Origin of the sequence: Facklamia sp. P13069 (assembly GCF_050409405.1) — a bacterium.
In the GTDB taxonomy this organism is placed as follows: Bacteria; Bacillota; Bacilli; order Lactobacillales; family Aerococcaceae; genus Facklamia.
The window spans coordinates 1-12419 of sequence record NZ_JBNUPN010000012.1 but is presented as its reverse complement, the minus strand read 5'-3'; the positions used below and the strand labels follow the sequence as shown (position 1 = coordinate 12419).

Annotated in this window: 12 protein-coding genes; 8 read left to right on the top strand and 4 right to left on the bottom strand. The window is 38.0% G+C overall.

Features of this window, described 5'->3' with window-relative positions; genetic code table 11:
* The first annotated feature begins 8 nt into the window (after nucleotides 1-8).
* Entirely contained in the window at nucleotides 9-656 is a 648-nt protein-coding gene (gene pcp / locus ACQV2T_RS04810) for a pyroglutamyl-peptidase I (protein WP_428873138.1), read from the top strand.
* Between the two features lie 76 nt (nucleotides 657-732).
* On the opposite strand, the gene ACQV2T_RS04805 is transcribed toward pcp, so the two are convergent.
* From ACQV2T_RS04805 to ACQV2T_RS04790, 4 genes are all read right to left on the bottom strand, one after another.
* Entirely contained in the window at nucleotides 733-1464 is a 732-nt protein-coding gene (locus ACQV2T_RS04805) for an amino acid ABC transporter ATP-binding protein (RefSeq protein WP_428876065.1), read from the bottom strand.
* Between the two features lie 20 nt (nucleotides 1465-1484).
* On the bottom strand, nucleotides 1485-3041 hold the full coding sequence (locus ACQV2T_RS04800) for an ABC transporter substrate-binding protein/permease (RefSeq protein ID WP_428893303.1): 1557 nt from the start codon (nucleotides 3039-3041) through the stop codon (nucleotides 1485-1487).
* A gap of 167 nt (nucleotides 3042-3208) precedes the next feature.
* A complete protein-coding gene (locus ACQV2T_RS04795) occupies nucleotides 3209-4786 on the bottom strand; it encodes an AbgT family transporter (protein WP_428885150.1) in 1578 nt (525 codons plus the stop codon).
* Nucleotides 4787-4979: 193 nt separating this feature from the next.
* Nucleotides 4980-5249 (bottom strand): type B 50S ribosomal protein L31, encoded by a 270-nt coding sequence (locus ACQV2T_RS04790; RefSeq protein ID WP_428873142.1) that lies wholly within the window; start codon nucleotides 5247-5249, stop codon nucleotides 4980-4982.
* A 201-nt stretch (nucleotides 5250-5450) separates the two neighbouring features.
* Here ACQV2T_RS04790 and ACQV2T_RS04785 point away from each other — a divergent pair, with 201 nt between their 5' ends.
* From ACQV2T_RS04785 to ypfJ, 7 genes are all read left to right on the top strand, one after another.
* Nucleotides 5451-6107 carry an NUDIX hydrolase gene (locus ACQV2T_RS04785; protein WP_428873143.1) on the top strand — a complete coding sequence of 219 codons (657 nt, stop codon included), beginning with the start codon at nucleotides 5451-5453 and terminating at the stop codon, nucleotides 6105-6107.
* Nucleotides 6100-6837, top strand: coding sequence for a peptidoglycan editing factor PgeF (gene pgeF / locus ACQV2T_RS04780; protein ID WP_428875240.1), 738 nt, complete (start codon nucleotides 6100-6102; stop codon nucleotides 6835-6837). Before ACQV2T_RS04785 ends, pgeF begins: the two co-directional genes overlap by 8 nt.
* Nucleotides 6838-6937: 100 nt before the next feature.
* Complete coding sequence (locus tag ACQV2T_RS04775; RefSeq protein ID WP_428893302.1) at nucleotides 6938-7147, top strand: hypothetical protein; 210 nt, start codon at nucleotides 6938-6940, stop codon at nucleotides 7145-7147.
* A 30-nt stretch (nucleotides 7148-7177) separates the two neighbouring features.
* Nucleotides 7178-7747 carry a hydrolase gene (locus tag ACQV2T_RS04770; RefSeq protein ID WP_428893301.1) on the top strand — a complete coding sequence of 190 codons (570 nt, stop codon included), beginning with the start codon at nucleotides 7178-7180 and terminating at the stop codon, nucleotides 7745-7747.
* Between the two features lie 67 nt (nucleotides 7748-7814).
* Complete coding sequence (tkt, locus tag ACQV2T_RS04765) at nucleotides 7815-9815, top strand: transketolase (RefSeq protein ID WP_428873147.1); 2001 nt, start codon at nucleotides 7815-7817, stop codon at nucleotides 9813-9815.
* 20 nt (nucleotides 9816-9835) lie between these two features.
* The gene (gene cls / locus ACQV2T_RS04760) at nucleotides 9836-11395 is read left to right on the top strand and encodes a cardiolipin synthase (protein WP_428873148.1); all 1560 of its coding nucleotides are present in this window, start codon (nucleotides 9836-9838) and stop codon (nucleotides 11393-11395) included.
* Between the two features lie 17 nt (nucleotides 11396-11412).
* Nucleotides 11413-12354 carry a KPN_02809 family neutral zinc metallopeptidase gene (gene ypfJ, locus ACQV2T_RS04755; protein ID WP_428875244.1) on the top strand — a complete coding sequence of 314 codons (942 nt, stop codon included), beginning with the start codon at nucleotides 11413-11415 and terminating at the stop codon, nucleotides 12352-12354.
* Nucleotides 12355-12419 lie beyond the last annotated feature (65 nt).

Here is a 12419-nt window from a genome sequence, read left to right as displayed (position 1 = left end):
GGAATTTGATGAAAATTTTAGTAACAGGCTTTGATCCCTTTGGTGGCGAAGACGTAAATCCAGCCATTGAAGCAGTAAGAATGTTGCCTGATGAGATTGCAGGAGCAGAAATCATAAAATTGGAAATCCCGACTGTTTTTCATAAATCAGCGGAAGTTGTTCGTGAAAAAGCCTTGGAAGTAAAACCGGATGTTATTTTAAACATCGGTCAAGCAGGGGGGCGTGCGGAGTTAACACCTGAGCGTGTGGCCATTAACCAAGATGATGCGCGTATCCCAGATAATGAAGGCAATCAACCGATTGACGTTTCTATTCAAAAAGACGGAGAACCTGCGTATTTTGCTAGCTTACCGGTTAAAGCAATGGTAGAAGCTATTCGTAAAGCCGGTCTACCCGCAAGCGTTTCGAATACTGCTGGGACTTTCGTTTGTAATCATATTATGTATCAGTCACTTTATTTTGCGGCAAAAGAGATGCCGAATACTAAAGCAGGCTTTATGCATATTCCTTTTATGACCCAACAAGTGGTTGATAAGCCAAACGTTCCTTCAATGTCATTGAAGGATATTGCTAAGGGAATTGAAAAAGCAATTGAAGCGATTGTTGAGTATAATGAAAAAGAAGATATCAAAGCTGTTGGTGGCGCTACTCATTAATCTTAGAATTAAAAAAAGAAATTAAAACAGCACTCTCTTTGATGGGGATTAATCCATCAAAGAGAGCGTTATTTATTTAGGAAATACTTTCAATAAAAGCTTGTGTTCGTTGATGTCGTGGATTATTAAAAACATCGTAGCTGCTTCCTTCTTCTAAAAGGATACCTTTGTCTAAAAATACGACTCGGTCTGATACTTGTTGGGCAAATTTCATTTCGTGAGTTACAAGGATTAAGGACATATGCTGGTGGGCAATTTTTTGAATAAGGTCTAAAACGCCTCCAACCAGTTCAGGGTCCAAAGCAGAAGTGGGTTCATCTAATAGGATAACTTTGGGCTCAATCGCTAAAGCCCTAGCAATTCCAACTCTTTGCTGTTGTCCGCCTGATAGCTGGTGAGGGTAGTCATCTAGATGGTCCCCCATACCAACTTGATGTAAGAAGGGGATGGCCCTTTCCTTTGCTTGAGATTTAGAAAGTTTTTTCACCATTAAAAGATGTTCCATCACATTCTCCAGCGCAGTCTTTTTAGAAAACAATGCATAATTTTGAAATACCATAGCTGTTTGTCTACGGAGGTTAAGAACATCAGTTTGAGAGACCGTTTCAACATTCAGTGTTAACTGATCCAAACGAATAGTTCCCTCGTCAGCAGGTTCAATAAAGTTAATTGTTCGTAGTAGAGTCGATTTGCCCGATCCAGAGGGTCCGATAATAGTCAGGACTTGTCCAGCCTCAACTTTTAAATGGATATCTTGAATAGCTTTTTTATTTTGAAATGACTTTGACCAATGATTTAGTTCTAACATTTTAAGTTCCTTTCTAAAAATCAGCCCACTTGGTAATAGCTTTCCAGTTTTTTAATCATCCATTCTAATAGAATGCATAAGAGCCAGTATATCAATGAAATAGCAATATAAGCTTCAAAAAAGCGTAAATTAGAGCCAGCAGTTATTTTGGCTTGTCCCATCATATCAACGACCGTAATGGTAAAGGCTAGGGATGTCCCTTTTAATAAGCGAATAAGACTGTTTCCTAGGTTAGGTATGGCATTAATCATAGCTGAAGGTAAGATAATTCTCCACATGGTTTGACTAGCATTTAAGCCAATAGAATAGGCAGCTTCAATCTCCTTATGATCGACAGAAAGAATGGCTGAGCGAATCGTTTCAGAGTTATAGGCAGATTCATTTAGTCCCATGGCTAAGAAAGCGTAAAGAATGGCAGGGACTTGATTCACATCCCAATCAGTACCAATTGATCGATTAAGCCATTGTAGAAAGATGGGTAAGCCGTAATAAGCAAGAAATAGCTGAACAAGCAAGGGGGTTCCACGCATAAAAGAAACAAAAAGATTGACGAACCCTCTTAGACCTTTGATCTTTTTGAGTTTGATGATAGCTAAAATAAATCCAAGTATTAAGCCGATTATCCCAGCAATAAGAGTAATTAATAAGGTAATCGGAAGTTTTTCAAGAATCCGTGGGAAAGCGATTTTAATGGCATTTAATGAAATAAGTTGACTGTTCGTTTGTTCTTTAAGTCTTTGGGATTCAAAGCTCTGATTGCGCTGAATAATTGTTTCATTTAGCAGAGTATCATCTTGACCTAAATATTTCAGTGAAATTTCACTCAGACTACCATCTTGTCGCATAGCTTGTAGGGTTCGATCAACCACTTGCCGCAATTCAACTTCATCTTTGCGGAAAATAAAATAAGAGCCAGGAATTCTAATTTCTTCTTCGTTAGCTATCGGATGCATTTTTAATTGGATGCCGTAAGTATCCTCAACATCCTTTAGATAGGTTGTGGCGTAAATAGTCGCGTCGATTCGACCGTTATAAACATCACGTATTAAAGAGGCTGGGTCAGACTCTGCATATTGGATAACAACTGCCTTATCAGGGTGAGTCTCATTCCAAGCTTCTAGGTAGATAGATTGCGGGGAAGAAGGAACGACACCAAAAGATTTGCCTGCCATTTGTTCAATGGTGAGGCCTTCCCTACTATCATTAGCTGTAATTAATACATTGTGAGTGATGACATATGGGTAGAGGGAAAATAAAAATTTTTCACGTCGTTCGGGATTTTCACCCAAATTATTGGCGACTAGATCGAACTGACCAGAATCCAGTCCTGCGAAGAGGGAAGAAAACTCAGTAATTTCAAATTTGAACTCAATATCTTCATTACGTCGATCAATTTCTTGCAGGATTTCAATTTCAATTCCTACTAATTGACCCTTATCATCAAAATAGTTGAGTGGTTTGGTCTGACCGGAAGTTCCAATCGTATACTCTTGTTTAGCTAATATGGAAGGATGAGTTAAAATTAAACTTATGGAAATAAGCAGTAAAGTAAAGATCAATTTATAAAGTTTTTTCATGGAATTCTCCTAAGCACAATAGAATATGATTATTTTATCAAAAAAATGAATAGATAGATAGATTATGTGAATAAGAAAACAAGCAAAAAACAATCCCACCTATACGCTGATTAGGTAGGATTGTTTTTGTAGCAATTAAGAAACACCTGTTTTGACTATATGAAATCTTATAAAAGTCCTAATAGAGGTTGAATCATTGAAACTTGTACGGGTGCGCCAGGTCCTAATGGAAGGTTGAGACTGTACCATACAATTAATAAGATTGACCAGAAGATTAAGAAAGCAATAGAGTATGGTAGCATAGTTGAAATAAGGGTCCCAATTCCACTCTTCTTATCATATCGTTGCATAAACACAAGAATCATTGCAAAATAGTTCATCAATGGTGAAATAATATTAGTGGATGAATCAGCCACACGATAAGCCATTTGGGTCATCTCTGGGGACAAGTTAATGGCAATAAACATTGGAACAAAGATAGGAGCTAAGATTGCCCACTTGGCAGAAGCTGAACCAATAAACAAGTTGATAAAAGCTGCAAAGAAAATAAAAGCAAGGATTAAAGGAATTCCTGAAATCTTTTGACTTTTTAAGAAATCTGCACCTGTTGAAGCTAAAATAATTCCCAAATTAGACTCGGTAAAGTAAGCAATCAGTTGGGAAGCAAAGAAAGCCATTACGATGAAACCTGCCATTGATCGCATAGCCTCAATCATTGATTCCACGAAGTCATTAGAATTTTGAATTTTGCCAGTTGTACGACCATATACATAGCCTGGTATACCAAATAATAAGAAAACCATAAATATTAAGCCGGTATTCATAAAGGGTTGTAAAGTCTTTAGACCGGTCTCAGGATCGATTGATTGGAAGGGACCAAACCAAGGGTTCATTAGTAGAAAAGCCGCGACTAATGAAACTAACAATGCGATCCCGGCATTCTTTAGACCTTTTTCTTCCTTAAGGGATAGCTCGCTAGTTTCATGTTTATCAAAGTCGCCATGGTATGAACCAAGATGTGGTTCAACAATTTTTTCGGTTATTAAAGTACCAATAATGGTTAAGAAAACAGTAGAGACGATTAAGAAATACCAGTTACCACTAATGGAAACTTCATAATCAATGCCACTGGCATTTAAAGCGACGTTAGTGATCCCTCCTAATAAGGCATCAGTTGGTCCAAACATAAGGTTGGCTGAAAATCCGCCCGATACCCCAGCAAAGGCAGCAGCTAGACCAGCAATTGGGTGGCGCTTAGCACCAGCAAACATAATAGCGCCAAGTGGCACAACCACTACGTAACCAGCATCAGAGGCAATATTTGAGATAATACCGGCAAAAACAACCACCATGGTTAAGAGTGAATTAGGTACCTTCATAATTAACTTAGTCAAGGCAGAGCCGATTAAGCCTGACCATTCTGCAATTCCAACACCCAACATGGTGACGAGAACAGTTCCTAAAGGAGCAAAGCTAGTAAAGTTTGAAACCGCCGATTCAAATATATAGCGTAAGCCATCACTGTTTAAGAGTGAGACGGCTGCTATAGTACTGGTTTCATCTGCTTTCGCATCAAAGAACTCTACTGAAACGCCTGAGCGGTAAACCAAGTCAGAGATTAAAATAGTGATAGCCGACAAGATGATAAAAATTACTACTGGGTGCGGCATCTTATTACCGACTTTTTCCACCCAATCTAGTGAACGCTGTACAAAACTTTTTTTATTCTTTCCATTTGATTCCATACTACTATTAATTATTCCTCCTATAACAATATTTTAAATCATTATAATAATAAATCTTATTAAATTATTTAAAGAGATGCAAGGCCTTTTCAAAACAATAGAAAGTCATCAATGAGTCTCTAAAAACAAATGCAAATAAAAACCGACCGGAGCGCTTTTAAGCACCTGGGTCGGCTTTTTGAGCTGTTTAAAATTAGTCTTCTTTTTTTGCGTTTTTGTCCACAAATCCGAACTTTTTGTTGAACTTGTCGACGCGTCCATCGGCTTGTGTAAATTTCTGACGTCCAGTATAGAATGGATGTGAATCAGATGAAATTTCAATCCGGATTAAAGGGTAAGTGTTTCCATCTTCCCATTCAACTGTCTCTGAAGAAGACTTAGTTGATCCTGATAAAAATTTATAACCTGTCGAAGTATCCATAAACACAACTGGATGATATTCTGGATGAATGCCTGCTTTCATGTGTATACTTCCTTTCTGCCGTAAATTATTTGCTAATCTACAGTTATTCTTTGCACAGGGTGCAACATAAGAATAATAACAAAATTTTTTAGTGCTGACAATCTTTTTTTGGAATATAATGAACTATCCCATCTCTTTTATTTCGAAAACGAGATAAAAAGTGCTATAATTTATGAAAATACTTTAGAGGGGGGGAAGAAGTTGAAACGAGAAGAAGAACAGATTAGACAATCGCTTGCTAATTATCGGCCGAATCAATTTAAAGATAAGACACATTATGCTGTTTTAATTCCTCTTATTCAAAGAGAAAATGAATGGCACCTCCTTTATGAAGTAAGAAGCTCCTTAATTTCTCAGCCGGGCGATACTTCTTTTCCGGGAGGAAAGGTGGAGGCGGGTGAAACTTTTGAAGCAGCGGCAGTTAGGGAAACGATGGAAGAATTAAATATCAGTCGTAAACACATAGAAGTTATTGGAGAGTTAGATGGATTGATTCATGATGCAACAATGATTCATTCTTATGTAGCTTTGATTAAAGATATTACTTTTGATAATATAAGTCCGAATGCCAAAGAAGTCGCTTATTTGTTTACCCTTCCCTTAGACTATGTCTTAAATAATAATCCAACTTATTACGATGCATCTGTATTGACGGAAGTAGGGGAAGATTTCCCCTTCCACTTAATGGCTCATGGTGCATCTTATCAATTTAGAGTGGTAAAACGTAAAATTCCGTTTTATAATTTACCTAGTGGAGAGTATCTATGGGGCTTTACTGCCAGTATGACACAATGTTTTGCAGAGGTCATTCGTAATCATTATGATATCAATGTTCAGGAGGAAAAAATTAATGAATAATTTTTTTCAGCCATTCGAAAAAATGGGTCTACAAGTATTTTTAGCAGGAGCAGAATATAATTTTAGAGTCGCTAAAATAGGTGAAGCAGCGGTAAGCCAACAAATTACAAAAGCGCTTGAAAAAGGAGGTTTTGACTTCCAAAGTTTCTATACTGGAGAACAAGTTCATGGTCCCAAGGTTGCATTTCCTCAAGAAGAAATTAGCAATCCGTTTGCAATTGGGCATATAGTGCCTCAATCGGATGGTTTGTTAACTAATCAGCCTCAGCAAGTTTTAATGATAAAGTTTGCGGACTGTACTCCTGTCATTATTTTTGATGCCAACCAAAAAGTTTTTGCAATTGTTCATTCAGGCTGGAGAAGCACGGTACAAAAAATCAGTCAATTGGCTGTTAAAAAGATGCAAGAGAAATTTGCTTGTAAATTAGAAGATCTTTGGGTCTATATTGGTCCTTCCATTGACCAAGATCATTATGAAGTGGGCGAGGAAGTCTATCAAGCTTTTGCCGAGTGGGATAATCATGCTTTATATATAAAACCAGGTCAAAAAGAGGGCAAGTATCAATTGAGTATGACTGATGCTAACATGAAGTTAATTCAAGATTTGGGGATCCCTCAAGAAAGAATAATGGTAGATAGGCGTTCTACTTATCTATCTTCCGAGCTTCACTCTGCGCGCAAAGAAGGCAGTGACTATCAATTGAATGGTCTTTTTGCCATGATTAAGTAAAAAAACGAACCGAGCTTTTGCTTGGTTCTTTATCTTTTTTCTAGCTTTTAGTTAAGGATTGTTTAGAATAAAGGATATTAAAAGGAATTGGAGATTTTATATGGCAGAGGATAAGTTTAATAAAGAGGACTTCATGGCCCATTATAAAGGGCGAGGCTATTCTTACGAATCCATTCAAACAGAGATAGATAGTGAAAATAACAGTTGGGTTGTCATCAAAGAGCTGGAGGCGCAAGTATCAAAACAAGTTCCGGAATTTTCATCTAAATTACGCCATCGCTTAGTTGAGATGCCGGACGAAATCTATTAAGCTTCTGGAATTCGGATTTTTGGTCATCGAATGAAGAGTTTATTATTTTCGCCAGATGTGGCCCTTATTCGAAACTCAAATGCCCATGCTGTTATGTCAGTTTATCCTTTCACACCACAAATGGCTATTAATCAGTCATTGATTAATGTCTCATCCGTACCAGTTTTTACTGGAGAAGGAGGAGGAACGACCAGTGGCGAGCGCAGTATTCAACTAGCCTTTCAATCTGAGCAAGCGAGAGTCTTTGGAGTAGTCGTTAATCCACCAATGGAAAATGAGCTAATCCGTCAGATTGCCCAGGTGGTTGATGATCCTGTAGTGGCAACTGTTTCAAGTGAGCATGATGATGATATTGGGAAATTAAATGCAGGGGCTAATATGTTAAATGTTTCTGGAGGTGCTAGAACCGCTCAGTTAGTGGCAGAAATTCGTCAACAAGTGGGTGACGTTGTACCTATCATAGCTACAGGAGGTCCAACAGGCCCCAGCATCTTAGAGACTCTTGAAGTAGGTGCTAATACCATTACCTATAGCCCACCTGCTTCTGCAGATATCTTCGCTGAATTGATGGCTAAATATCGTAAAAAAAAAATAAAATAAGACGGGATATAAAAACTAAGCAGAAAGATGGTATAATAAATTTAAAATAAGTATAAGGGAGTTCAATATGTTTTCTAAAAAAGATCAAATTGCTGTAAATACGATTCGTGCTTTAAGTGTTGACCAAATAGAAGCGGCCAACTCAGGACATCCAGGATTACCACTTGGAGCAGCGCCAATGGCCTATGCTTTGTGGTCGAGTCATTTGAATATTAATCCTAAAGATAGTCAATGGATTAATAGAGACCGTTTTGTGCTATCTGCTGGACATGGTTCAGCCATGCTATATAGTCTATTACATTTATCTGGCTTCAAAGTTACAATGGAAGATTTAAAACAATTCCGTCAATTAGGTTCTATAACACCAGGGCATCCTGAATATCGTCATACTGATGGAGTTGAAGCGACTACGGGACCGCTTGGTCAAGGAATTGCGCAAGCAGTTGGTATGGCTATGGCAGAACAACATACGGCTGCTTTATATAATACGGACCAACATCAAGTTATTAATCATTACACCTATGTATTAGTGGGTGATGGCGACTTAATGGAAGGTATTTCTTATGAAGCTTGCTCTTATGCTGGCCGTCAAAAATTAGGCAAATTAGTGGTTCTCTATGATTCAAACGATATTTCTTTAGATGGTGACTTAGACTTATCATTTGTGGAAGATATTAAAAAACGTTTTGAGAGTCAAAATTGGCATTATCAAAGAGTAGAAGATGGTAATGACCTAGAGGCTATTTCTCAAGCAATCGAAGTTGCTAAAGAAGTAAGCGACCAACCTTCAATTATTGAAGTAAAAACAGTGATTGGTTTTGGGTCACCGAATGAGGGAACTTCTAAAGTTCACGGAGCGCCATTGGGAGCAGACGCTTGGTCACAAACTAAAGCAAAATATGGATATGATTATCCAGCCTTTACTGTGCCCGAAGAGACTAAATCTGTTTTTAATGAAAAAATAGTGGAACGTGGAAAAAAAGCTCAAGATGAATGGCAAAATTTATTTGAACAATATCAAGAAGCTAATCCTGAATTAGCAAAAGAATTAAAAGCAGCTTTTGCAAATGAATTACCTGAAGATTATGCAGCTGACCTTAAATTTCTCGATGTGAATGCTAAAGCTGAAGCGACAAGAAGCTCTTCTGGAACAGCCATTCAAGGCCTAAAAGCTAGAGTTTCATATTTATGGGGAGGCTCTGCTGACCTTTCTGGTTCAAACAAGACCATGATTAAAGAGACAGAAGACTTTATGCCAGGAAGTCGACAAGGACAAAACATTTGGTTTGGTGTTAGAGAATTTGCCATGGCTGCCATGATGAATGGAGCTGCTTTGCATGGTGGAAATAAAATTTATGGTGGGACATTCTTTGTATTCTCAGATTACTTAAAAGCGGCCATTCGTTTGTCAGCTTTATCTCAATTACCCGTTACTTATGTTTTAACACATGATTCAGTTGCTGTAGGTGAAGATGGTCCAACACATGAACCGATTGAACATTTAGCAGCTTTTCGTGCCATGCCAAATCTTAATGTCATCCGACCGGCAGATGCAAACGAGACAATGGTGGCTTGGAAGATTGCCGTGGAATCTCAAACAACACCTACTTTATTAGTTCTTAGCCGTCAAAACTTACCGGTTATCAACAACTCTAATGAATTAGCAGAAGAAGGTGTTCGTAAAGGTGCTTATATCATCTCACCTGCCAAGGAAGACGCACAAGGTGTTTTAATTGCTACAGGATCTGAAGTTTCAGTAGCCATTGAAACTCAAGCACTATTGGCTGAAAAAGAAGTTTATGTAAATGTTATTTCGATGCCTGCTCAAAATATTTTTGATCAACAAAGTGACGAGTATAAAGAAATGATACTACCTAAACAGCTTGACAAACGAGCTTCTATAGAGATGGGATCTAGCTTTGGATGGCATAAATATATTGGTATGGATGGCTTAACCATTAGTATTGATGAATTTGGTACCTCAGCTCCAGGCCACCAAGCCATTGAACACTTTGGTTTTTCAGCAGAAAAAATCGCTCAAGCTTATCTTAAACACTTTGAATTATAAAATTAAAAGGGGGAGAAGGTATGGGGAAAAGAACAAATGAGACAAAGCCTCTAATTGTTCGTTTATTAATTATCGCTGCCTTAACTATTCTCCAGATTATATGGATAGTTGTATTGGTCAAAGATCTAATTGCCTATTCTGTTTGGCTAAACCTCTTTATGACTATTGTATCTTTTGGGATCATCATTTATTTGCTAGATAAGAACGAAAGTCCTGCTTATCGCTTATCATGGATTGTGTTATTAGCAGTTTCACCTATCATAGGCTCTTTGTTTTATCTCTATGCTGGTAACAAACGACCTTTGGCAGATATGACAGAACGACTTAATCGTCAGAATCGCTATCATTTAAGGGACTTAAAAAAGGTGCCCAATGCCTTAGGGTCGCTAGCACAAGATAATCCACGGATTGCAGGCATTGCAAAGTATGTCAATGATTACGCAAAAATGCCTGTTTCTGCGGGGGTAGACGTTAAGTATTTTGCGAATGGCGAATCAATGATGGAACCACTTATTCAAGACCTAGAGTCAGCACACTCACATATTTTTCTTGAATTCTTCATTATTGAACAAGGTCAAATGTTTGATCAAATCTTTGACGTGCTTAAAAGAAAAGCTCAAGAAGGTGTAGAAGTACGTTTAATATATGATGATTTCGGTTGTCTTTTAAGGCTTCCTAAAGACTTTGTCGAACAAATGGAGGCATTTAATATTAAGGCCCTTAAATTTAACCCAGTGCGGCCAATTGTTTCTCTTGTTTACAATACTCGAGATCACCGCAAGTATATTGTTATCGATGATAAGATTGCTTATACAGGGGGTCTAAACATTGCAGATGAGTATATTAATGCGGTGGAGCGATTTGGCTATTGGAAAGACACTATGATTCGTATTAAAGGTGCTGCTGTATGGAACATCTCACAAATGTTTTTAACTATGTGGAATGCCTACGTAACTGAAGATTCAGATGACAAAAAATTTACTGACCAAGCCAGTTTAGATGAAAGTTTAAGTATTATCGAAGGTAATGAGTCCAGCGGCTATGTCCAACCCTTTAGTGATACACCTTTAGATAGTGAAGTAATAGGTGAAAATGTCTATCGTGAGATTCTCAACACCGCAGAGCGTTATGTTTATATTTTTACTCCCTATTTAATTATTTCCTATGAGTTACAAACGGCTATGACTTTAGCAGCTAAAAGGGGTGTGGACGTGCGCTTGATGACACCAGGAATTCCTGATAAAAAATTAGTTTATCGAATTACTAGGTCTTTCTATCGTCCTTTGATAGAAGGTGGAGTAAAAATTTATGAATATACTCCCGGTTTTCTACATGCTAAGTCATTCGTTTCAGATGATCGGGTGGCGATAGTCGGTACCCTTAATTTAGATTATCGTTCACTATATCTTCATTTTGAAACGGCTACCTTGCTATACTATCATCCAGAAATAAAAGCGATTAAAGATGACTTTATTCAGGCACAGAGTGTGGCTGAATTAATTCGGATGAAGCACCTAAGACGTTCGATTGCTGGAAGGATTATCGACGCATTGTTGAGATTGTTAGCTCCATTCGTCTAGTATTAAGGAGGCCGAAAATGAGGTGGGAAGATTTAAGACGAAGTAAAAATGTTGAAGACCGTCGAAGCCAAGGCGGAAGTTCTTTTGGCGGAGGAATGGGCTCAGGCCGTTCGGGTGGTATGAGTGGTAATCTCCTAATGATGTTATTGATGTCAAAAGGGAAATTTAAATGGATTTTGATAGGAATCTTGCTTATTTCCTTTTTTACAGGAGGATCTTCTTTGTTAGGAGGCGGGCAACCAACGAATCACAACTACGGTGATTCAGGTGTCGTTTTTGAAGATGCTAGTGAAAAGTCCGACTCTAACAATCAAATAACTGATGAAGAAGGAGAGTTTCTTTCAGTAGTATTAGCTAATACCGAAGATTTTTGGACTGAAAAGTTCGCTGAATATGATTTAACTTATAAAAGACCAAAATTAGTCCTTTACACAGAAGGAACAAATACTGGTGGATGTGGATTTGGCCAAAGTTCTGCAGGCCCTTTCTACTGTCCAGGTGACCAAGCTATCTATATAGATGTTAGTTTTTATCGTGAATTAGCTAATAAATATGGCGCTCCAGGAGACTTTGCGATGGCTTATGTTCTGGCTCATGAAGTGGGGCATCATGTCCAACAACAGCTAGGGACAATGGATGATTATCAGAAACTGGCTCAACAAAATCCAGGCGTTAAGAATGAATTAACGGTTCGCTTAGAATTGCAAGCAGATTATTATGCAGGAGCTTGGGCACGCTATGCTGATGAGCAAGGTATCTTAGATGAAGGAGACATTGAAGAAGCACTTCAAGCAGCCTTTTCAGTAGGGGATGATACTTTACAAAAAGAAACGATGGGGTATGTAGTTCCTGATTCCTTTACTCATGGAACATCTAAGCAAAGACAAGAATGGTTTGCTAGAGGCTATAAATATGCTGGTGATTTCCAAGAAGCAGATACCTTTAATGGTGATATTTAACAAAAAAGAAGGGGCTGTATCATAAGTCCATTTTTGCTATAACCTTTAAAATAAGACCCGAGATA

What these genes read in the sequence shown, in the direction of transcription:
- ypfJ (WP_428875244.1), top strand. Translation starts at nt 11,413, where the DNA reads ATGAGGTGGGAAGATTTAAGACGAAGTAAAAATGTTGAAGACCGTCGA.
- pgeF (WP_428875240.1), top strand. Translation starts at nt 6,100, where the DNA reads ATGAATAATTTTTTTCAGCCATTCGAAAAAATGGGTCTACAAGTATTT.
- ACQV2T_RS04775 (WP_428893302.1), top strand. Translation starts at nt 6,938, where the DNA reads ATGGCAGAGGATAAGTTTAATAAAGAGGACTTCATGGCCCATTATAAA.
- ACQV2T_RS04800 (WP_428893303.1), bottom strand. Translation starts at nt 3,041, where the DNA reads ATGAAAAAACTTTATAAATTGATCTTTACTTTACTGCTTATTTCCATA.
- cls (WP_428873148.1), top strand. Translation starts at nt 9,836, where the DNA reads ATGGGGAAAAGAACAAATGAGACAAAGCCTCTAATTGTTCGTTTATTA.
- tkt (WP_428873147.1), top strand. Translation starts at nt 7,815, where the DNA reads ATGTTTTCTAAAAAAGATCAAATTGCTGTAAATACGATTCGTGCTTTA.
- ACQV2T_RS04805 (WP_428876065.1), bottom strand. Translation starts at nt 1,464, where the DNA reads ATGTTAGAACTAAATCATTGGTCAAAGTCATTTCAAAATAAAAAAGCT.
- ACQV2T_RS04790 (WP_428873142.1), bottom strand. Translation starts at nt 5,249, where the DNA reads ATGAAAGCAGGCATTCATCCAGAATATCATCCAGTTGTGTTTATGGAT.
- ACQV2T_RS04770 (WP_428893301.1), top strand. Translation starts at nt 7,178, where the DNA reads ATGAAGAGTTTATTATTTTCGCCAGATGTGGCCCTTATTCGAAACTCA.
- pcp (WP_428873138.1), top strand. Translation starts at nt 9, where the DNA reads ATGAAAATTTTAGTAACAGGCTTTGATCCCTTTGGTGGCGAAGACGTA.
- ACQV2T_RS04795 (WP_428885150.1), bottom strand. Translation starts at nt 4,786, where the DNA reads ATGGAATCAAATGGAAAGAATAAAAAAAGTTTTGTACAGCGTTCACTA.